We start from the raw sequence: 20,175 nt of genomic DNA, 5'->3' as shown, positions 1-20,175 counted from the left end.
CCAGTTGGCGCTAGATCGGGCCATTTTTTTAAGTGCGCTCATTGTGCTATTTCCCTTGCTTCCCCCACAGACGATAGATTTTTGATATTGCCTGTTCTGGCAGGGTTTGGGTCACGGCCTGTACGGTAAGGGTGTAAGCTGCACGCCTGTACGGGACATAATGTGATTTCTGACGCATAGCCGCCTGAGCAATCGAGACACTTTGCGCGGATGCTTTTGAGTATTTCCGCTTTAGTCGTCATTCAGCGTCCTCCAAAAAAAACGCTATCAGCTTGCCGCGCTCAGCTACCCATCGACCGCATACTTTTTTTGCGGGTATGTCGCCGTTTTCAAGCATGTGAAAGGTTGATCTAGATGAACGGCCAATGACCTTCGCAATCTCAGCCCCTCCCCAAATCAATTGTATTTGTTCGTGGTTTGCCTGCATAATATGCCCTTTGCTATTTGACGGTGTGTCACGTGTGTGGCATGTAATGTGTGGCATACGTGGGGCATTGCTGTCAACTGGTTTGTGTGTCATTGGTGAGGCATGGCAAGAGAAGATTTACATTTTAGGCTTCGGATTCCTGAAGAGTTGAAGAAACTCGTTGAGGATGAGGCGAAAACTAACAACCGCAGTATGACGGCAGAAATTATAGCGCGTCTGCAAAATAGCTTTGACAACACGCGAGTTCAGTTACCGCTCGGTCTCAGAGATAGGGTGCAAAATGCAGCCAAAATTAGTGGGCGCTCACTGCGAGATGAGGTGGTGTCCGCATTAGATAAAGCTTATCCGCCGCCGCAGCTTACCGTCGGTGATCTGATAAATTTCTTTGAAAACATTCAAAAAGATGCCGAGGGTAATCCGCCGAGCATGACCAAAGCGGTTGAGGCTCTAAAGGCACAGATCGCCAAGGGTGAGATCGATCTATCGACCAAAGTTGAAATGCAGACTGAATTTGAAGGAGGGAAATACACTCCAACTAGCAAAGGCAAAGGAAAAATAGAGGGGATCAAAGGGAAAGTACGATATAGTATCTCTAAAGAAGACAAGAAATGAGTGTCCGCAAGCGCACATGGTCTAATGCCAAGGCTGAGGAAAAGACTGCATGGGTTGTTGATTATGCCGATGCTAGTGGCAAACGCCGCCTCAAATCCTTCAAGCTGAAAAAAGACGCTGACAAGTTCGCTGCCACTGCATCCATAGAAGTTCGCGAAGGTCGCCATGTAGCTGAAAGGGATAGTGCCACTGTAAGCCAAGCCGCTCAATTATGGCTTGCGGCTGGTGATGCAGCTGGATTAGAGCGATCAACGGCTAATCAATATCAGCAGCATGTCAGACTGCACATAGAGCCGCTTATCGGCGCTCTGAACTTATCTAAGCTTTCAATCCCTATCGTGCGTCAATTTGAAGATGATCTGGCAACGCAAGGCCGCTCACAAGCTATGGTCCGAAAAGTCATGGTTTCGTTTGGCTCTATCCTTGCCGATGCTCAGGAGCGCGGATTAGTGGCAAGGAACGTTGTGAGGGACATGCGAAGCACTAGGCGTAGAAAGTCCAGCCATGACACTGCAAGCCGCCACAAGAGCCGCCTACGGGCTGGCATAGACATTCCCCATCCCCATGAAATAAAGGCGCTGGTTGGCGTTCTGTCGGGTGTGTGGAAGCCTATCCTTATCACTGCAATCTTTACTGGTATGCGATCCAGCGAATTGCGCGGCCTCACATGGTCTGACGTTGATTTAAACAAGTCCAAGATTACAGTCTCAAAGCGTGCTGACAGATATAATCAAATTGGTTCGCCTAAGTCGCTTGCAGGTCAACGCACAATCCCCTTACCGCCGATGGTGGTTGAAGTTCTCAGTGAATGGAAAGAGCGCTGTCCGGCTGGATCATTAGCCTTAGTGTTTCCTACGGGTGCTGGAAACATCGAAAGCCTGACAAACATTCGCCGTCGCGGTTTAATCCCTGCATGGGAAAAGGCTGGCATTGTCGATGATAAAGGCGAAGCCAAATATACGGGCCTTCATGCGCTTAGGCACTTCTATGCGTCATGGTGCATCAATCGACCTGAGGATGGTGGATTAGGATTGCCTGCTAAGGTGGTTCAGGAAAGGCTAGGGCACTCAACTATCGCTATGACGCTTGACGTTTATGGACACCTATTCCCATCTAATGACAACGGTGGTGAATTGGCTAAAGCTCAGGCCGCATTGTTAGGGTGATGCGACATAGGTGCAACATAATTGTAATAATCATTTAAAAACAACGTTCAGTATAATCTTGAAAATCCGCGTGTCGGTGGTTCAAATCCGCCCTCGGGCACCACTTTTTCAATGATTTATAGATGTTTTAAAAATTAGCATTACGCTTTTGTGTGCGTTTTAGCTTTTTGTCACTTTTCGGAGTGGATTAGTTGCCTCTATTTAAACGGGAAACTCTATTCAGAATTTTATATATTTCACGCTCAGATAAAGTGCGGATATAAATTAGCTCCGGTATAAACGTTTGAATGCCCCATTATTAATGGCAGGTGAATTTTTTATCGCGCTTTAGGCGGAGCACATATCTTGGCAGCTAAGTTTATCCGCGGGCGTCGTCTTTGATAAGGTCGCTGGCGCGTTCGGCTATCATGATCGTTGGGGAATTCGTGTTGCCCGAGGTGATCGCTGGCATAACAGAGGCATCAACAACCCGAAGATGCCTAATGCCGTTTACGCGCAATAGGGGGTCTACAACGGCGCGTGGGTCGGTTCCCATGCGTGCCGTTCCGACGGGATGGAAAATCGTAGAGGCAATCTTTCTGGCACCTTCAAGTAGCTCTTCATCCGATTGCATGTTCATGCCAGGTTTGAACTCCTCGGGCATGTATTGGGCAAGTGATGGTTGCGACATTATCTTGCGAGTCTGTCGGATTGCTTTGGCCGCAACAAGTCGATCGCCCGCTGTCGACAAGTAATTTGGTTGAATTTCTGGGTGGATATCGGCCTTGGGGGATGTGATGTGCACGTGGCCGCGGCTTTCGGGGCGCAGGTGGCATACACTTGCCGTTATTGCTGGAAAATCATGCGCGTCTTGGCCGAAAGCTTCAAGCGTTACAGGTTGAACATGATATTCAAGATCCGGTGTTGAGAGGCGATCATCCGAATAGGAAAACGCCCCGAGCTGGCTGGGTGCCATGGACATTGGACCTGTACGACGCAGGGCATATTCCAACCCGATCTTTGCTTTGCCCCATAATGTCGAGGCCATGACATTTAACGTCTTTGCTCCTTGAATTTTATAGGCACAGCGAATTTGCAAATGGTCTTGTAGGTTGCCACCCACATCGGGAGCTTCGTGCAAGACATCGATGTCATGTTTTTGCAAAAGCGCACCGGGACCTATACCCGACAATTGTAGTAGTTGCGGGGTGCCTATTGCGCCCGAAGCAAGGATGACTTCGCGTTTGGCGCAAACCTTTGACGCTATACCTTTGCGTATGAACTGCACGCCGTTCGCAGTCTTGTCTGATAGCAAAATTTTCTCGGCTTGTGCATGTGTGATGATCTCTAAATTAGGGCGGGATTTGATAGGGCGCAAGAAGCCTTTGGAGGTGTTCCAACGCCATCCATTGCGTTGATTCACTTTGAAATAACCAACGCCATAGTTATCTCCACGGTTGAAATCTTGGGTTTCGGGAATGCCAGCTTCGACTGCAGCATCTTTCCAAGCGTCCAGAATTTCCCAATTTACGCGCTGTTCTTCGACCCGCCATTCGCCGCCAGTTCCGTGAGCTTCGTTCGGTCCGCCATAATAGTCCTCGGATTTTTTGAAATAGGGAAGTACTTCATCCCAACCCCATCCGGCGTTTCCCATTTGCTTCCAATTGTCATAATCAGCCGACTGCCCTCGTAAATAAAGCATGCCATTTATGGAAGAACATCCACCCAAAACTCGGCCGCGGGGATACAAGAGCGAGCGCCCGCCTAAGCCATCACAGGGCGCTGTTTTAAATCCCCAATCGGTTCGCGGATTACCAATGCAATATAGGTATCCAACAGGAATATGGATCCAGTGATAATTGTCCTTGCCACCCGCTTCGAGCAACAGAACACGCATCTTTGGATCTTCGCTTAATCGATTGGCAAGGACGCAACCAGCAGAGCCAGCGCCGACAATAACATAGTCAAATTCGCCGTAGTCCTGCATGCCGTTGTTCTCCGCTTTAGAAACTGTTTTAACGGAAAAGGCTGAGCGCCCCAATCCACGCTGTAGACAAAAGCCTCAACAGTCACAAAACCACAATGATCGATTGCGCACATCAAATGTTGAAAATCGTTCATATGAATGTGTCCATATGTATTCCTTAATCCGACCTAATCAACGCGCTGTCTGCAGTTTGTCGTTTGGTTAACAATTTTGGGAGGAAGAAAATGTCAGTAAAGATTAATTTTTTAGGAGCTGTAGGTGCCAGCATTTTGGCAGCAGCAGCCGCATCGCCTGTAAGTGCGCAAGAAGTTGAAAACGTAAAGTGGGCAGTGCCCATTAGCTTTTCGTCCAGCCTGACGGCTTTGGGCGATGCGTTACCATGGGTTGCTGAACGTGTGAGTGCCTCTTCAGGCGGCGCTGTACAGTTTGAAGTGTTTGAACCGGGGAAGATGATTCCTGCCCTTGCTGTTTTTGAAAGCGTCGCGACGGGACAGATCGATGCTGGTTATAGCTGGATGGGATATGAACGGGGCCAAGTTCCTGCATCTGCATTATTTGGCGCTACACCGTTTGGTCTGGAGCCTGCGCAATTCACGGCTTGGATGTATCAAGGGGGCGGCAACGAGCTTTTGGAAGAGCTTTTTGAGCCATACAACGTTCACCCAATCCTATGTGGTGTTATTAGCCCTGAAGCCGCGGGCTGGTTTAAGTTTCCAATCGAATCCGTTGCACAGCTTGAAGGCTTGAAGTTTCGCGCCGCAGGTTTGGGCGGCGAGATCATGAAAGAAGTTGGAATGTCTGTAACAGTTCTCCCAGGTGGCGAATTGTATCAAGCGCTTGAAACCGGCGTGCTTGACGCAACTGAGTTCTCTTTGCCAACTGTCGACGAGCAGCTTGGGTTTTATCAGGTTGCGAAGTATTACCACCTTCCAGGGTGGCATCAGCCGTCCACGTCCCAGTACCTGTATGTGAACGGAGACGTTTGGAAGGGTTTGAACTCAACGACACAGGCCCAAATCGAAAACGCATGTATGGCTGGTGTGACTTACGCAATGTCACGTGCAGAAGCGCTTCAGGGAGCCGTTCTGAAAACCTTCGCTGAAAAAGGCGTGGAAGCGCGTCAACTTCCAGACGATGTTTTGCAAAAATTCCGTGATGCAACTGCAGTTGTCATGAAGCGTGAATCAGAAAATGATGCGATGTTCGCGAAGGTCTATTCGTCAATGATGGACTTCCAAGAACTGAATTCCGATTGGTTTTCACTGGGTTATTTGCCGCGTGACTGGACTTGGGAAAACGCGCCAGCCGAATAAGTTCGGCAGTTTCATAAAAATATAAAGCAGGGGGATAGAATGCCTAAATTGATAAGCGACGCAGTCGCGTCGGACTTGAAGAACGATGGCATTGCTGTTCCCCTGTTTACTCGAATTATTGAACGCATCATCACCTTCATTGCTGTGAGTGCTCATGTTGGCTGGCTTTTGCTCATCGTCGTCATACTTACCAATGTGGTATTGCGGTATGTTTTTTCTAATAGTTCCGTGGCGATGGAAGAGGTTCAGTGGCACCTTTATGCTTATAGTTTCATGGTTGGTGTGTCCTACTGTCTCGTGCAGGATCAACATGTCCGCGTAGATGTTTTGGCCGAACATTGGCCCTCGCGGCGGCGCGCTTGGATTGACCTTCTTGCTATGGTCCTGCTTGTTATGCCATTCGCATATATCATCGCCAACGGCTCCATCCCGTTCGTCGAATTTTCCCACAAACTGAGCGAGACGTCACGATCCCCAGGTGGCTTGCCCTATCGTTGGATACTCAAGTCAGTAATCCCCTTCGCATTTGGCCTACTATTTTTAGCTGCAATAACGCGTGCGCTGCGCATGATTGCCGTGATCCGCGCAAAATAAATACCCCCACCTTATTTAACAAGGAAAATCAAAATGCTTGGTCTAGCTGCCAACGAATTGCTCGTGATCGGGATGCTTATTGGCTTTATCAGCCTGCTTTTTATGGGCGTGCCCGTGGCGTGGTCACTCGCTGGGGTTTCGGTCTTGGTAACAGTTGTCGCGATCCCTTTGCACAATAACTATGGTGTCGATACGTATTTTCTTGATTCCTGGAGGGACTATTCGGTGGTTGTCCCGCGCATTTGGGCGTTGATGGAAAACGGGGTGCTTGTCGCCTTGCCGATGTTCATTTTTATGGGGATTATGCTGGACCAGTCGGGGCTCGCTGAAAAACTTATGGCGGAATTTGCCGCAACTTTAGGCCGCTATAGCGGTGGCCTCGCCGTAGCTGTAATTTTGATTGGTATTTTGTTGGCGGCATCTACGGGGATTGTTGGTGCATCTGTCGTATTGCTCACGACGATCTCGATGCCGATTATGCTTGAAAACGGGTATGACAAACGGCTTGCAGCAGGGGTGATTGCCTCCGCAGGAACACTCGGAATTCTGATACCGCCGTCGATCATGTTGATTATCATGGCCGATCAATTGGCCCTATCAGTCGGCGAGCTTTTCATGGGCGCCGTCGTGCCAGGGCTATTGCTTGGCATGTGTTATCTCATTTATGTTGTCATGGCAGTGATGCTTAAACCGTCACTTGCGCCGCGTTTGAAGGATCCAGCCCCCCTAAGTCCAGCTCGATTGTTTCGCACGTTTTCAGCTGTTTTACCGCCTATGGCTCTCATTCTTGCGGTACTTGGCAGCATTTTTATGGGTATCGCGACACCAACTGAAGCTGCAGGCATTGGTGCGCTTGGCGCTTGCATCTTAGCCTTTGCGAATAGCCGCCTTTCGTTTAAAGTCATGCTCGAAGTTGCACGTCGCACGACGCTGACCACCGCATTTATTTTTGGTATTTTCCTAGGCGCGACGGCATTTGCTTTGGTTATGCGGGCGCTTGGCGGCGATGTAATGATTGCTGAAGCGCTCCATTCAATTCCATTTGGACCGACTGGCGTTGTCGTGACGATTTTAATCTTCGCCTTCGTGGCTGGGTTCTTCCTCGACTGGCTGGAGATCACATTGATCTTCCTACCCCTTGTAGGCCCCGTTGTTGTTAATGATCTCGGTTTTGATGCGGTTTGGTTCGTCGTCTTATTCTCTGTTGCGCTGCAAACATCGTTTATAACACCGCCGGTGGGGTTTTCGTTGTTCTACCTGAAAGGTGCCGCACCCGATGAAGTGACAACACTCGACATCTATCGCGGTATCATTCCCTTTGTCATAATCCAACTTGCCGTTGTTGCTGCTATTGTTCTGATCCCTGATTTGGTGACATGGTTGCCTGAACTCGTATACGATTAAAATAATGGAAAGGGGACTTGATGAATTTTAATTGGGACCAACTGCAAGTCTTCCTCGAAGTCCACAGGACGGGCCGTCAAAGTCGTGCCGCGAAACGTCTCAACAACTCGCACACAACGGTCGCGCGCAGGTTGAAAATATTGCAAGATCAGCTTGGCCTGACACTGTTTGAAACTACCGAAAGCGGGATGGTTCTAAGCGAATTCGGACTTCAAGTTTTACCGCATGCCGAGAATATGGAGGCGGCAGCCAATTCAATTGCGAATATCGCTAGTCGGGCAAATGGGACACGAAAACTTAAAGTACGTGTTGGCGCACCGGATGGGTTCGGAAACAAAATTCTTTCCCATATTTTGCCCCAACTTGTTGCGTCAAACCCAGCGATGGAAGTAGAGTTAGTCCCGATCCCTGTTGCCCATAAACTTTGGCGTCGTGACGTCGATATCGCGATCTCATTGGATCGACCCGAAAGTGGATCACTGGTGATGCGCAAGCTGATGGATTACGATCTCAGGCTTTATGCCGGCCCTAAGTTTTTTGAGAAGCATCAACGCCCCAAGTGCCGCGACGATTTAAAGGTCTTACCCTTTGTGGGCTACGTCGAAGAGCTACTTTATACGCCAGAATTGGATTTCAACACAATCCTGATGCCTGGTCTAAAAGTTGTCTACCGCGGGGCAACGGTAAAATCGCAATTTGACGCGGTTCTGGGCAACATCGGTCTTGGCATTTTACCGTGCTATATGGCCCATGACCACGGTCTAGAGCCAATCATGCCAGATGATATCACCTTCAGTAGAACCTATTGGATGACATATCTCGAAGAAAACCGTCATCTTGTCCGCATTCAAGAGGCAAGTGATTTCATTTTTGATACCACCCGGCGTATGTCGCAATCGTTCAAATACAACGCAAAGTTGACTTAAGTCCTTAAGGCTATGCCGCGAGTTTTTGAACTTTGGCGCGATCCATACCTGCCAGTATATTTGGTTGGTTTGCCAGAGCGTAAGTATTCGCCTCATTGATATCTTCGCGCAGTGGTTTGTTTAAGCTCACTGTAACTCGCTTACCAAAGTGATCTGCCATTTCCAAAAAATCGATAGGATGATCAGACTGCGGAAGCGATATTTTTGCAAACAATGGGATTTGTGCGGGCTGGAACCAGCTTGAGAGAGGTTGAATGCAAGCCTAGGAAAATTAAAATTCGCCCTTGGGAACCATTTTTTTCAATCGATCTTGGCAAGTCGTTTTCCATATGTTTACGCCAAGCTCGCTTTTTGCTGCGATGTTTTACGCGTGATGTGCAGCCTATGCACAAAAGCCACTATGAATATGGCTGTCAGAACAAGCACAATCGTTGCTGCCGGTGCGCTGTCTAAGAAGAAGCTCAGATACGTGCCTAGCAACATGGATAGCAAGCAAACGGCCACGGACATGATCAACATTGGTCCAAAGCTACGCACGGTTAAAAAAGCAATTGCGCCCGGCGTCACCAAAAGAGCAACGGCAAGAATGAGGCCAGTCGCTGTCAATGTTGCAACAATACAAAGCGACAATACAGACAGCAATCCATAGTGCAGAAATGAGACTTTCAAACCGCTGGCTTGCGCTTGCGCAGGGTCGAATGCGTGAAGCAATAAGTCTTTCCATTTCAGTATGAGAAACGCGCATGAGCCGAGCGAGATGAGGCCTGCAGTCCATAAATCTTGAGCGCCTATGCCCAGCATATTGCCGAACAGAACATGATCCAGATGTTCGTTGGTGGTGATCGATGTGTACATGATGATGCCAATGGCAAACATGCCGGAGAAGACCACGCCCATGACCGTGTCTTGTTTGATGCGGCTATTATATGAAAGATAGCCGGTGAGTAGTGTACAGGCCATACCTGCGCCAAATGCGCCGACGATGAGCGGAATGCCTGTTATCCATGCTAAAACAACGCCCGGTAAAACCGCATGGCTGACAGCGTCACCCATCAAGGCCCAGCCTTTAAGAACGAGAAAGCAAGATAGAAGTGCCGTTGGTGGTGCGACAAGCAGGGTAATCAAAAACGCATTCTGCATGAATGGGTATTGGAAGGGCTGTAATAGAATATCGATCATTATTGCACCTTAGTCGTCGGTGATGCAGTTGCCGGAATTGAAAGAGCTTGGCGCGCTTTTCGCCGTGCAGCCAAAATGCCATGCTTTGGCGCGAAAACAAATGCAACAAGAAAGATGATTGTCTGCAGAGCGACGATGATGCCGCCGGTTGCACCGTCAACAAAATAGCTAATATAAGCGCCAACAAAACTGGTCGCGGTGCCTATAAAAACGGAAATCGCGATCACGCGCGGAAAGCGGTCACTCAAAAGATAGGCTGTCGCGCCCGGTGTTACGACCATCGCGATGACAAGAAACGCGCCTACTGTAATCATCGCCGCAACAATGGCTGCTGATAACAGCATGAAGAAAATAGCGCGTAGAAGTTCTGGCTTCAAACCGATCGTGCGGGCGTGGTTTTCATCAAAAAACACCACCATCAAATCTTTCCATTTGGCCAGCAAAACAATCATGCAGACAAAGCCGATAATCGCGAGTTGCAACGTATCATTTGGTGTTATCGCTAGAATATTGCCCATAATGATCGTTTGAATGCTGACCGATGTTGGGAAGATCGAAATAATAAAAAGGCCAAGGCCGAAAAACGATGTGAAAATGATCCCGATGATCACATCAATTTTGAGGCCGGAGCGTTCGGATAAAAACAGCATTGCACCAGCGGCCAAACCGCCAGAGATAAAAGCACCCAATGCAAAGGGCAGGCCAAGAATATAGGCAGCCGCAACGCCAGGCACGACAGAATGGGAAAGTGCATCCCCAATCAGCGACCAGCCTTTGAGCATAAGGTAGCAAGACAAAAATGCACAAACGCCACCAACAAGTGCGGAAACCCACATGGCATTGAACATGTAACTATAGGTGAACGGTTCAATAAGTGTGCTGATCATTTCTCGTCACTTTCGCTGCGTTCGCCGTAGTGAACGAAAGGTCTCTCATCATCTGTGATAATGCGAATTTCGCGCGGATCGTCATCGTCGTGTAGGTCGGTGCCGCCAATCGTAAAGTGGCGCAGCACGCCGCCAAATGCCTTCTCAAGATTGTCATGGGTAAAGGTTTCTTGCGTCGTGCCATAGGCAAGGACGGTGCCTTTAACCAAAATTGTACGGTCACAAAATTCTGGCACGGAACCAAGATTGTGCGTTGATACAAGCATAACGCGGCCTTCATCGCGCAACTCGCGTAGCAATGATATGATCTGATCTTCGGTTTTTACATCAACGCCAGTAAAAGGTTCATCAAGCAAAATGACCTGTCCGTCTTGCGCCAGCGAACGCGCAAGAAAAACGCGCTTGCGTTGTCCGCCGGATAATTCGCCAATTTGCCGATGTTTAAAGTCAAGCATATTGACGCGGCGCAAAGCTTCATTGACAGCATCGCGGTCTTTTTGCTGTGGACGTCTTAAAAAGCCCATATGTCCGTAGCGGCCCATCATCACAACATCTTCGACGAGCACTGGAAAAGCCCAGTCGACTTCTTCAGACTGAGGCACATAGGCAACGAGGTTTTCTTTGAGCGCTTCTTTTACCGTTTTCCCAAGAAGCCGAATTTCGCCTGCAGCGGTGGGAATAAAACCCATAATGGCTTTAAATAGGGTCGATTTTCCTGCGCCATTAACTCCGACGAGTGCTGTAATCGTGCCGCGCGGAATTTCAAAATTTGTATTATGCAGCGCTGTGTGACCGTTGCGGTAGGTGACCGTGACATTGCGCGCATAAATACCGCCGGCGGCTCCTGATGCGCTCATGTCTTCATTGTCAGTCATTTCAGCGTCGAGAGGTGCTGTTTTCAGCATTATGGATCCTTGGTATCTCCGCCAGAAATGGCGGAGATGTATATGTCAGTGAATGGTTATTTTAGGTTGTTTGCAAGCCCATCGACAATAGTTTGTGATGTCACGCGCAGCAGATCAAGATATGTTGGCACTGGACCATCCGGCTCGCTTAAGCTGTCGACATATAGAACACCGCCAAAGGCGGCACCGGTTTCGCGGGCAACTTGTTCGGCTGGCGAAGTGTTGACGGTACTTTCGCAGAACACGACGGGAATATTGTTTTCCCGAACGCCGTCGATGACACTGCGAACCTGTTGCGGCGTGCCAATTTGATCGGCATTAATTGGCCATAGGTAAAGTTCTTTCAAGCCAAAATCATGCGCAAGATAGCTGAATGCACCCTCGCAAGTCACAAGCCAACGTTTGTCTTCAGGAATAGCCGCAATTTGTTCGCGCAAAGGATCAAGCGTTGCGCGTATTTCATTCATATAGGTTTCTGCATTTGCAATATATCTATCGGCATTATCTGGATCATGTTCAACAAAGGCGGCTGTAATATTGTCGACATAAACAAGGGCGTTATCAACGCCCATCCAAGCGTGTGGATTGGCTTTGCCTTCATAGGAGCCAGAACCAATCGCAATGGGCTTGATGCCGTCCGTCAACGTTACTGATGGTATGTCGCCTAGATTGCTTAAAAACTGCTCAAACCAGACCTCCAGATTAAGACCATTCCACAAGATGAGATCAGCGCCGCTTGCGCGCACAATATCGCGCGGCGTTGGCTCATAACCATGAATTTCCGCGCCAGGTTTCGTGATCGAAACGACTTCTGCTGCATCGCCAGCAACATTTTTCGCCATGTCAGCAATGACTGTGAAAGTCGTAACCGCTTTGAATTTTTTGTCTTGAGCATATGCTTCAAGCGCCATTGTTGAGGTTGTCGCGAGCATTGCTGCGGCAAATGTTAGGCGAGAAAGATACGGTTTCATTCACAGCTCCAGATGAGAAAAATCTTATGTCCTATTATCTTCTTAATAGTAATGCGAATGAATTGCAATAAGGAATTGAGGCGAGTTTACATGAATGAAAAAGGCATTGCGAATAATGATTGCGCAGCTTGTCGTGTGTTTTGGTGTTATCTTTTAGTCGTGATTGCGTATGAATATTAGTGAAATTTAATAGCAGCTCTGGCTTTTTTAAATCGATTAGATTATAGGGTTTGTAACACTTGGAGGCAAAGTAATGTCGAGTCAGATTATTCCCGTTGACCCATTCGACTGTATCGTTTTTGGCGGTACTGGCGATCTTGCTGAACGTAAATTGTTGCCAGCGCTTTATCATCGCCAAAAAGACGGTCAGATGACTGAGCCAACAAGAATTATCGGTGCGTCTCGTTCAGAGATGACAAAAGCTGAGTATCAAGACTTTGCTTTGGCGGCTCTTAAAGAGCACGTTAAAGAGGAATTGGATGATGAGCAGGTAAAACTGTTCATGAGTAAGCTAGACTATGTTTCGGTTGATGCGAAGTCTGATCGTGGCTGGGATGTGCTGCGCGATACGATCGGTGATGCAGACACTAAAAAGCGGGCTTATTATCTGGCTGTTGGTCCGGGATTGTTTGGAGATATTGCTTCCCGCTTGCGTGACAATAAGCTGATTACGGATGAAACGCGTATCATTGTCGAAAAGCCAATTGGCCGCGATTTAAAATCAGCCGAGGAATTAAACGACACTCTCGGGCAGGTATTCAAAGAATACCAGATTTTCCGAATTGACCATTATTTGGGTAAAGAAACAGTTCAAAACCTTATGGCGCTGCGTTTTGCAAATGCGCTTTATGAGCCGCTTTGGAACTCTGCTCATATTGATCATGTGCAAATTACGGTTGCTGAATCGGTAGGTCTTGAAGGCCGCGTTGATTACTATGACCGTGCGGGTGCCTTGCGCGATATGGTGCAAAACCATTTGCTTCAGCTCTTATGTCTTGTGGCTATGGAGCCACCAGCTTCTATGGATGCAAATGCGGTACGTGATGAAAAGCTCAAAGTTTTGCGCAGCCTTACGCCGATTGAGGAAAGCAATGCAGCTAAACTCACCGTGCGCGGTCAATATGGCGCGGGTGCTTCCAGCGGCGGTCCAGTGGATGGTTATGTGGAAGAGCTTGGCTCTGCTAGCAATACCGAAACCTTTGTTGCGATAAAGGCCGAGATCGGCAATTGGCGCTGGGCTGGGGTGCCGTTCTATTTGCGCACGGGCAAACGTTTGTCGACACGGGTTTCTGAAATTGTAATCGCATTTAAAGAAGTGCCGCATTCCATTTTTGGTGAAGCTGGCTCTCGTATGCAGTCAAACAACCTCGTTATTCGTCTCCAGCCAGATGAAGGCGTGAAGCAGTGGATCATGATCAAGGATCCGGGGCCGGGTGGCATGCGTTTGCGCCACGTCCCACTTGATATGAGCTTTGCTGAAAGCTTTGATGTGCGGAACCCTGATGCTTATGAACGCTTGATTATGGATGTTATCCGCGGCAACCAGACATTGTTCATGCGCCGCGACGAAGTTGAGGCAGCGTGGAAGTGGGTCGATCCAATCTTGAAGTCTTGGGAAGATACCGAACAACCTGCACAAAAATACACATCTGGCACATGGGGCCCTTCGGCATCTATAGCCTTAATCGAGCGTGATGGGCGCACTTGGCATGAAAGCTGACGCACTAAAACCAACTGATCCGCATATTGATCTTCAATCATATGAGACACGCGGTGCGCTGGCTGAAGCTTTGGCCTTGTCTGTTGCCGGTATTCTCGCTGGTGGCATCGCAGAGCGCGGTACCGCTACGCTTGTTGTGTCGGGCGGATCAACGCCAAAATTGTTTTTCAAAACGCTTTCAGCTTGCGATATTGATTGGGCGAATGTGACGATCATGCTGGTTGATGAGCGTATTGTATCGCCAGATAATGATCGCGCCAACGCTAAACTAATCGCTGATTATTTGCTGCAAGACAAAGCAGCTGCAGCACAATTTCTACCCTATGTTACAGATGGTCGAGATGCTGCTGAGTGTGCTCAAAAAAGCGAAAAACAACTTGCGCCCTCGTTAAAACATATTGATGTGACGATCCTCGGCATGGGCACTGATGGCCACACGGCATCCTTTTTTCCAAATGGAGATCATTTGGAAGAAGCGCTCGACATGCAGAGCGGTAGACAAGTTATATCAATGCTTGCCGAAGGTGCAGGCGAGCCACGCCTAACGCTGACGATGCCCGTTATACAAGCATCACGCTTTGTAGCGCTGCACATTGAAGGTCAAGAAAAGGCTGATGTGCTGAAAACTGCTCTGGGTCTTGATGATGATCTAACAATGCCAATCGCATGCGTCGTTAAAAATACACCTGAGCCTATGAAAGTGTTCTGGGCACCATAATTACAACCTCGAAATGGGGCAAAACATGACAAAATTTGATGTGAATGAAACTGTTGCGGCAGTGACAAACCGGATTATTGAACGCTCAAAACCTGTCCGTGAAACCTATCTGGGCCGTGTGCGTGAACGGGCAACTAAGGGGCCTAAACGTTCAACGCTTTCATGCGGAAATTTAGCGCATGGTTTTGCTGCTTGCGGTGTCGGCGACAAAGAAAATCTTAAAGGCGATGTGGTTGCCAATATTGGCATCATTACCGCCTATAATGACATGCTTTCAGCGCACCAACCATTTGAAACTTTTCCCGCGCTTATAAAACAAGCTGCGCGTGAGGCTGGCGGTGTTGCGCAGGTTGCTGGCGGGGTGCCTGCTATGTGTGATGGTGTGACACAAGGCCAAGCGGGTATGGAGTTATCGTTGTTTTCACGCGATGTGATTGCGATGGCGACGGCCGTTGGTCTGTCACATGACATGTTTGATGCGGCCGTTTATCTGGGTGTGTGTGATAAAATCGTTCCCGGATTGACGATTGCTGCGCTGACTTTTGGCCATCTTCCTGCGATTTTCATACCTGCTGGTCCGATGACGACAGGCCAGTCAAATGACGAAAAAGCAGAAATCCGCCAACTCTATGCAGAAGGTAAAATCGGACGCAAAGAACTGCTTGAATCCGAAAGTAAATCATATCACGGACCGGGCACCTGTACGTTCTATGGTACGGCCAATTCAAACCAGATGCTTATGGAGATTATGGGCCTGCATATGCCAGGCGCAAGCTTTATCAATCCGGGCACAGAATTGCGCGATGCGCTAACAAAAGAAGCCGCAAAACGTGCACTGGCAATCACAGCGCTTGGTAATGAATTTACACCAGCAGGCGAGATGATTGATGAACGCTCTATCGTGAACGGCATTATCGGCCTTCATGCAACGGGCGGGTCGACCAACCACACGATGCACTTGGTTGCGATGGCAGCGGCCGCTGGTATTAAAATCACGTGGGCTGACATTTCTGATCTTTCCGATGTTACGCCGCTGCTTGCACGCGTCTATCCAAATGGATTGGCTGATGTGAACCATTTTGAAGCTGCGGGCGGGCTCGGATTCCTCATCCGCGAATTAGCCGATAATGGCATGCTGCACCGCGATGTTCGCACAGTCTATGGCCACGGCATGGATGATTATATGGTTGAAGCCAAGCTTGATGGAAAAGGCGGGGTCGAACGTCATAAATCACCGAAAATATCCGGCAACGAAAAAGTCTTGGCACCGTTTGATAAGGCGTTTCAGAAAACAGGGGGCTTGAAAATGCTGTCTGGCAATCTTGGACGCGCCGTTATTAAGACGTCAGCCGTTAAAGAAGAACACCGCATTGTTGAAGCGCCTGCACGCATTTTTCACGATCAAAACGAAATGCAGGCAGCCTTTCAGGCTGGTCAATTAACCGAAGACTTTATCGCCGTGATCCGGTTTAATGGCCCAAAAGCCAATGGCATGCCCGAGCTACACAAATTGACACCGACACTGGGCATACTTCAACAGCGCGGCTTGAAAGTTGCACTTGTTACCGATGGGCGCATGTCTGGTGCGTCCGGTAAAATTCCGGCAGCTATTCATGTAACGCCAGAGGCGCTTGATGGCGGTGCAATCGGCAAAGTGCAGGAAGGCGATATCGTGCGCCTTGATGCCAATGCCGGAACGCTAGAAGTTCTCGTCGATGATGCGACCTTGGCCGCACGCCCGCAAGCAATTGCAGATTTATCAGGCAATACGCATGGTATGGGGCGGGAACTGTTTGAAACATTCCGCCGTGTCGCTGGGCACGCGGATGAAGGCGCAAGCGTCTTTGGTTGATTAGAACGCGCCTTTGAATAAAGAAAAGCCGCATCAAAATTGATGCGGCTTTAAAAGCCAGTTTATGTAAGAAGCGTTAGAAACTTGGCGCTTCTTCGCCAGCGCTGCGATAGGCTGAGGTCACAGCATTTGCCATTAGCATCGCAATCGTCATCGGCCCAACGCCGCCTGGTACAGGTGTGATAGCACTGGCAACTGCTTGGCAGCTGTCAAAGTCTGCATCTCCGACGAGCCGTGTTTTACCTTCGCCTTTTTCAGGCGCATCAATCCGGTTGATACCAACATCGATGAGCACTGCTCCCGGTTTCACCCAGTCGCCTTTAATCATCTGAGGGCGACCAACAGCTGCGATTAAAATATCGGCTGTTTTGCAAAGAGCCTCTAAATCACGGGTTCTGGAATGGGCTATGGTAACGGTGGCATTGGCGGCAAGTAATAAGTTGAACATCGGTTTGCCAACAATATTAGAGCGGCCGACAACGACAGCCGTTTTGCCAGATAAATCCTTGCCCAGCACCCGTTCGATTAGCAACATGGAGCCTGCTGGTGTGCATGGCACAAACGCAGTATCTATCTCGCCTGTACCCAGTTTCCCGACATTGATAAAATGAAATCCGTCTACGTCTTTTTCAGGTGCAATGGTTTGGATAATACGGCCAGCATCAATGTGCTGTGGCAAAGGCAATTGGACAAGGATACCGTGGATCGCGGGATCATTGTTCAGGCTTTCAACAATATCGACAAGCGCCTGTTCAGAAGTATCTTCCGGTAATTTGTGTTCAACAGAATGAAAACCACAGGCCTTGGCAGTACGGCCTTTATTGGCAACGTAAACTTGTGATGCAGGGTCTTCGCCGACAATCACAACGGCAAGACCAGTTTGGATGCCAGTTTTTTCTAAAAGTGTATCTGCAACGATCTTTACTTTCGCCGTTACGTCGGCAGCAATTGCTTTACCATCAATAATATCAGCCATGATTGTGCATCCCATAAATAGATTTGGCGCGACCTTGACGTAAACAAAAATGCTTAGACATCATGGTCACGCCTTCTTATGGCGCTTTTTGCACAAGTAGAACGAGAGTGCTAGCCGAAACGGCGTTTGGTGCCCCGTCTTTGTGCCAGCTGGTCAACAACATCGCGGATGTCTTGAACCGATTGGCGCAGTTCTTCCATTTCAGCATCTTCTTGCATCTGATGTGTTGGATAAGCCTGCTGCGGGGGGGCTGGTTGTTGCCACTGTTGCATTGGTGGATATTGTGGCACTGATTGCATCATTGGCTGTGGCGACGGATATCCACCCATATGCGGGTGCGGTTGATATTGCGGCATTTGCTGCTGTGGAGGATAATGGTTCGCATAGCCAGTAGGCATAGGCGGCTGCGGCATCGGGTGAACTTGTACCTGAGGTGGCTGACCATATGCAGGATAACCATGCGGCTGCATCGGAACATAGTTTGGCATTGGTTGCTGCGGGTGCATAGAATGGGCTTCTGGCTGTTGCGCAGCTGCATAAGGATAATAAGGCGCTCCGGGGTACATTTTTTGCTCGCTTTCCGCTGAAGCTGTAGGTGATGGATTGTGTGCGAAAGGGGCAGATGCGGTGCCCATTTGATTGTGGTTTTGTCTTTTTTCAGGACGTCTTGATCGACCGCCATTGGGCGACTGCGATGGTTTGTTAGGGGCATTTTTTGGCATTAAGCAGTCACGAAGCCCAGCGATAAAGGCAAGCCCCAAGCCGAGCATGAGCCCGCCCATCAGCCCGCCCATCATGACCACTTTGCGTGATGTCGAAGATGGTGAAGATGGAATATCTGCTTCTGCCAAGATATCGACATTCACACTGCTCAATTCACTGAGCTGGTTTGTTTCGCGTGCGCGCAGTAATGCATTTTGATAAACTGTGCGTGCTGCCGAAATTTCTGTTTCTAATTCGCGCAACTTAATCAATGCATCGCCATCTTGGCCTGCCTCTGATTTGGCACGCGCCAATGATGCGGCAATTTCTTGCTCATTTTGAACTGCACGACGTAAATTAGCCTGTGTTCCTGAAACAATGCGGTTCAGCTCGGCAGATATTTCTTTCTTAGCGGCATCACGTGTCACGATAGCCTGTTCCAACCGTGGATGACGTGGACCAAGAGCTGCTTCCAGTGACGCAGCATTTTGCGCCAAAGAAGCATATTGCGAACGAAAAGTCGTAAGCGCTGTCGTTGCAAGTTCTGCCGGTAACCCGCCATTGATGGCGTCGCTTAAGGTGACTTCCCGCGCTGCATCTGCAAGCGATTGCGCACGAATGGTTGCTGCACGAGCCTCAGTCAGCTGGTTGGAAGTAGCAACAAGATTGGTGTCGCTTAGCGTAAGCCCTTCGACACGGCGTAAATTATTACTTTGGGCAAATTCTTCAGCGCGCCGTTCAGCGCTTTCAACAGCTTCCTGCAATTCCGCCAATTGACCGTCTAGAGCACTACTTGCTTGTTTAGCAGAGTCAGATTTTTTTTCATTCTGACTTTCGATGAATGCTTCTGAGAGTGCATTAGCAATCTCTGCCGCTTTATTGGGAGAGTGGGAGTGGGCACCAATTGTAAAAACAAATGTATTTGGTGTTCTGCTCGCGTAAACTGATTCACGCAAAGAATTAAGAGTTTCTCGCTCGGAAGCCTCTATCGGGTTTTCACCACTGAATAAGGAGCGAACAAATGAAATGCCATCAAATAAAGCAAGGCCAGTATCGCTTTCTCCAGAAAATTCAGGATCTTGATCAAGATTAAGCTTTGCAATCACACGCTTGAGAACGGGTGTGGAAATCACAGATTCAAGTTGGCTGTCAACGATAGACAGGGCAGCATCATTACCCAAGAACTCTGGTGTCAAATCACGTTCAACCAATTTTACTTGGCGTGGATCAACGATAAGCTGAGTGTAAGCGCTATATATTTTGGGCGTGCTAATTGCATAAGCAGCACCTAATGCGCCGCCAAGCAAGGTTAACCCGACGATAGGCCAGCGCCAGCGCCAAATCGCACTGATCATAATTGCAGGATCAATCAAAGGTTTAAATGCTTCATCGCGCGGTGCGTCATATGACATATCATATTCTTGAGATGGCGCTGAAGGGTAAGCTGCTTGCTCAAAATGTCTCTCGGAGCGCGCATCGTTAAATTCCGGTCTCGCAGAAAGATGAGGTGCAGCATCTTCTTGGATGCTTTCATTTTTCTGCATGCCCAATGCAGCTAAAAATCCGTTTGGTTTTGCTGTACGGCGCGCAGAACGGGCACGACGGTGTTTGCTAACAGAATCTGCTTCGGCATGGAGTTCATGAACATTGGACCGACTCGCATCTTGATGCACAGCTTCATTCTCACGGCTAGCGAGCATGAGTAGTGAAGGTTTATTGTCGTTTCCGTTGCCGAACATCATTCATGCCCATGTGCCATCATCAAAATGAAGACGGTCATTTCTAAATGCACGCTAAATTTTTATGACAAACAAAAGGTTAATTTTCGCATTAACAGCGCTGGAAATTGAAATTAAA

General features: G+C 48.7%; 17 protein-coding genes. 9 read left to right on the top strand and 8 right to left on the bottom strand.

Going from position 1 to position 20,175, the window contains the following annotated elements; translation table 11 throughout:
- Positions 1 to 38 precede the first annotated feature (38 nt).
- Positions 39 to 242 carry a hypothetical protein gene (locus tag C504_RS18745; RefSeq protein ID WP_156815886.1) on the bottom strand — a complete coding sequence of 68 codons (204 nt, stop codon included), beginning with the start codon at positions 240 to 242 and terminating at the stop codon, positions 39 to 41.
- Positions 243 to 529: 287 nt separating this feature from the next.
- Here C504_RS18745 and C504_RS17415 point away from each other — a divergent pair, with 287 nt between their 5' ends.
- Positions 530 to 1,039: an Arc family DNA-binding protein gene (locus C504_RS17415; protein ID WP_018688704.1), complete on the top strand. Its 510-nt coding sequence runs from the start codon at positions 530 to 532 to the stop codon at positions 1,037 to 1,039.
- Positions 1,036 to 2,205, top strand: coding sequence for a tyrosine-type recombinase/integrase (locus C504_RS0107470; protein WP_018688703.1), 1,170 nt, complete (start codon positions 1,036 to 1,038; stop codon positions 2,203 to 2,205). Before C504_RS17415 ends, C504_RS0107470 begins: the two co-directional genes overlap by 4 nt.
- A gap of 358 nt (positions 2,206 to 2,563) precedes the next feature.
- Here the strand turns inward: C504_RS0107470 and C504_RS0107465 are convergent, their stop codons facing one another.
- Positions 2,564 to 4,171, bottom strand: a complete 1,608-nt coding sequence (locus C504_RS0107465; RefSeq protein ID WP_018688702.1) for a GMC family oxidoreductase — start codon at positions 4,169 to 4,171, stop codon at positions 2,564 to 2,566.
- A 224-nt stretch (positions 4,172 to 4,395) separates the two neighbouring features.
- Here C504_RS0107465 and C504_RS0107460 point away from each other — a divergent pair, with 224 nt between their 5' ends.
- The 4 genes from C504_RS0107460 to C504_RS17410 are packed head-to-tail and all read left to right on the top strand — an operon-like array spanning position 4,396 to position 8,408.
- Positions 4,396 to 5,484, top strand: coding sequence for a TRAP transporter substrate-binding protein (locus tag C504_RS0107460; RefSeq protein WP_018688701.1), 1,089 nt, complete (start codon positions 4,396 to 4,398; stop codon positions 5,482 to 5,484).
- 39 nt (positions 5,485 to 5,523) lie between these two features.
- On the top strand, positions 5,524 to 6,078 hold the full coding sequence (locus C504_RS0107455) for a TRAP transporter small permease subunit (protein ID WP_018688700.1): 555 nt from the start codon (positions 5,524 to 5,526) through the stop codon (positions 6,076 to 6,078).
- Positions 6,079 to 6,111: 33 nt separating this feature from the next.
- On the top strand, positions 6,112 to 7,482 hold the full coding sequence (locus C504_RS0107450) for a TRAP transporter large permease (protein WP_018688699.1): 1,371 nt from the start codon (positions 6,112 to 6,114) through the stop codon (positions 7,480 to 7,482).
- Between the two features lie 20 nt (positions 7,483 to 7,502).
- Entirely contained in the window at positions 7,503 to 8,408 is a 906-nt protein-coding gene (locus C504_RS17410; protein WP_018688698.1) for a LysR family transcriptional regulator, read from the top strand.
- Between the two features lie 333 nt (positions 8,409 to 8,741).
- On the opposite strand, the gene C504_RS0107435 is transcribed toward C504_RS17410, so the two are convergent.
- The 4 genes from C504_RS0107435 to C504_RS0107420 form a co-directional block, all read right to left on the bottom strand.
- Positions 8,742 to 9,587: a metal ABC transporter permease gene (locus tag C504_RS0107435; protein ID WP_018688696.1), complete on the bottom strand. Its 846-nt coding sequence runs from the start codon at positions 9,585 to 9,587 to the stop codon at positions 8,742 to 8,744.
- Positions 9,587 to 10,474, bottom strand: a complete 888-nt coding sequence (locus tag C504_RS0107430; protein ID WP_018688695.1) for a metal ABC transporter permease — start codon at positions 10,472 to 10,474, stop codon at positions 9,587 to 9,589. Before C504_RS0107430 ends, C504_RS0107435 begins: the two co-directional genes overlap by 1 nt.
- The gene (locus C504_RS0107425) at positions 10,471 to 11,331 is read right to left on the bottom strand and encodes a manganese/iron ABC transporter ATP-binding protein (RefSeq protein WP_155851908.1); all 861 of its coding nucleotides are present in this window, start codon (positions 11,329 to 11,331) and stop codon (positions 10,471 to 10,473) included. Before C504_RS0107425 ends, C504_RS0107430 begins: the two co-directional genes overlap by 4 nt.
- Before the next feature lie 104 nt (positions 11,332 to 11,435).
- A complete protein-coding gene (locus tag C504_RS0107420; RefSeq protein ID WP_018688693.1) occupies positions 11,436 to 12,350 on the bottom strand; it encodes a metal ABC transporter substrate-binding protein in 915 nt (304 codons plus the stop codon).
- Between the two features lie 253 nt (positions 12,351 to 12,603).
- Between C504_RS0107420 and zwf the strand changes: the two genes are divergently transcribed.
- Genes zwf through edd form a run of 3 tightly spaced genes read left to right on the top strand, consistent with a single transcriptional unit; the run spans position 12,604 to position 16,640 of the window.
- Positions 12,604 to 14,070, top strand: coding sequence for a glucose-6-phosphate dehydrogenase (gene zwf, locus C504_RS0107410; protein WP_018688691.1), 1,467 nt, complete (start codon positions 12,604 to 12,606; stop codon positions 14,068 to 14,070).
- Positions 14,060 to 14,788, top strand: a complete 729-nt coding sequence (gene pgl, locus C504_RS0107405; RefSeq protein ID WP_018688690.1) for a 6-phosphogluconolactonase — start codon at positions 14,060 to 14,062, stop codon at positions 14,786 to 14,788. The genes zwf and pgl overlap by 11 nt, the downstream gene beginning before the upstream one ends.
- Positions 14,789 to 14,813: 25 nt before the next feature.
- Positions 14,814 to 16,640 carry a phosphogluconate dehydratase gene (gene edd, locus C504_RS0107400; RefSeq protein ID WP_026317300.1) on the top strand — a complete coding sequence of 609 codons (1,827 nt, stop codon included), beginning with the start codon at positions 14,814 to 14,816 and terminating at the stop codon, positions 16,638 to 16,640.
- A gap of 76 nt (positions 16,641 to 16,716) precedes the next feature.
- Here the strand turns inward: edd and folD are convergent, their stop codons facing one another.
- Positions 16,717 to 17,616 (bottom strand): bifunctional methylenetetrahydrofolate dehydrogenase/methenyltetrahydrofolate cyclohydrolase FolD, encoded by a 900-nt coding sequence (gene folD / locus C504_RS0107395; protein ID WP_018688688.1) that lies wholly within the window; start codon positions 17,614 to 17,616, stop codon positions 16,717 to 16,719.
- A 110-nt stretch (positions 17,617 to 17,726) separates the two neighbouring features.
- Positions 17,727 to 20,060, bottom strand: coding sequence for a GumC family protein (locus tag C504_RS0107390; protein ID WP_018688687.1), 2,334 nt, complete (start codon positions 20,058 to 20,060; stop codon positions 17,727 to 17,729).
- Between the last annotated feature and the right edge of the window lie 115 nt (positions 20,061 to 20,175).

The organism is Ahrensia kielensis DSM 5890, assembly GCF_000374465.1.
Classification (GTDB): Bacteria; Pseudomonadota; Alphaproteobacteria; order Rhizobiales; family Rhizobiaceae; genus Ahrensia; species Ahrensia kielensis.
This window is presented reverse-complemented; position numbering and strand designations above follow the sequence as displayed.

Bases quoted from the DNA above. Each gene is read 5' to 3' on its own strand.
- C504_RS0107450 (WP_018688699.1), top strand. From the start codon at position 6,112: ATGCTTGGTCTAGCTGCCAACGAATTGCTCGTGATCGGGATGCTTATT.
- C504_RS0107455 (WP_018688700.1), top strand. From the start codon at position 5,524: ATGCCTAAATTGATAAGCGACGCAGTCGCGTCGGACTTGAAGAACGAT.
- C504_RS0107420 (WP_018688693.1), bottom strand. From the start codon at position 12,350: ATGAAACCGTATCTTTCTCGCCTAACATTTGCCGCAGCAATGCTCGCG.
- C504_RS0107465 (WP_018688702.1), bottom strand. From the start codon at position 4,171: ATGCAGGACTACGGCGAATTTGACTATGTTATTGTCGGCGCTGGCTCT.
- zwf (WP_018688691.1), top strand. From the start codon at position 12,604: ATGTCGAGTCAGATTATTCCCGTTGACCCATTCGACTGTATCGTTTTT.
- C504_RS17415 (WP_018688704.1), top strand. From the start codon at position 530: ATGGCAAGAGAAGATTTACATTTTAGGCTTCGGATTCCTGAAGAGTTG.
- pgl (WP_018688690.1), top strand. From the start codon at position 14,060: ATGAAAGCTGACGCACTAAAACCAACTGATCCGCATATTGATCTTCAA.
- C504_RS0107425 (WP_155851908.1), bottom strand. From the start codon at position 11,331: ATGAGCGCATCAGGAGCCGCCGGCGGTATTTATGCGCGCAATGTCACG.
- C504_RS17410 (WP_018688698.1), top strand. From the start codon at position 7,503: ATGAATTTTAATTGGGACCAACTGCAAGTCTTCCTCGAAGTCCACAGG.
- C504_RS18745 (WP_156815886.1), bottom strand. From the start codon at position 242: ATGACGACTAAAGCGGAAATACTCAAAAGCATCCGCGCAAAGTGTCTC.
- edd (WP_026317300.1), top strand. From the start codon at position 14,814: ATGACAAAATTTGATGTGAATGAAACTGTTGCGGCAGTGACAAACCGG.
- folD (WP_018688688.1), bottom strand. From the start codon at position 17,616: ATGGCTGATATTATTGATGGTAAAGCAATTGCTGCCGACGTAACGGCG.
- C504_RS0107390 (WP_018688687.1), bottom strand. From the start codon at position 20,060: ATGATGTTCGGCAACGGAAACGACAATAAACCTTCACTACTCATGCTC.
- C504_RS0107430 (WP_018688695.1), bottom strand. From the start codon at position 10,474: ATGATCAGCACACTTATTGAACCGTTCACCTATAGTTACATGTTCAAT.
- C504_RS0107470 (WP_018688703.1), top strand. From the start codon at position 1,036: ATGAGTGTCCGCAAGCGCACATGGTCTAATGCCAAGGCTGAGGAAAAG.
- C504_RS0107460 (WP_018688701.1), top strand. From the start codon at position 4,396: ATGTCAGTAAAGATTAATTTTTTAGGAGCTGTAGGTGCCAGCATTTTG.
- C504_RS0107435 (WP_018688696.1), bottom strand. From the start codon at position 9,587: ATGATCGATATTCTATTACAGCCCTTCCAATACCCATTCATGCAGAAT.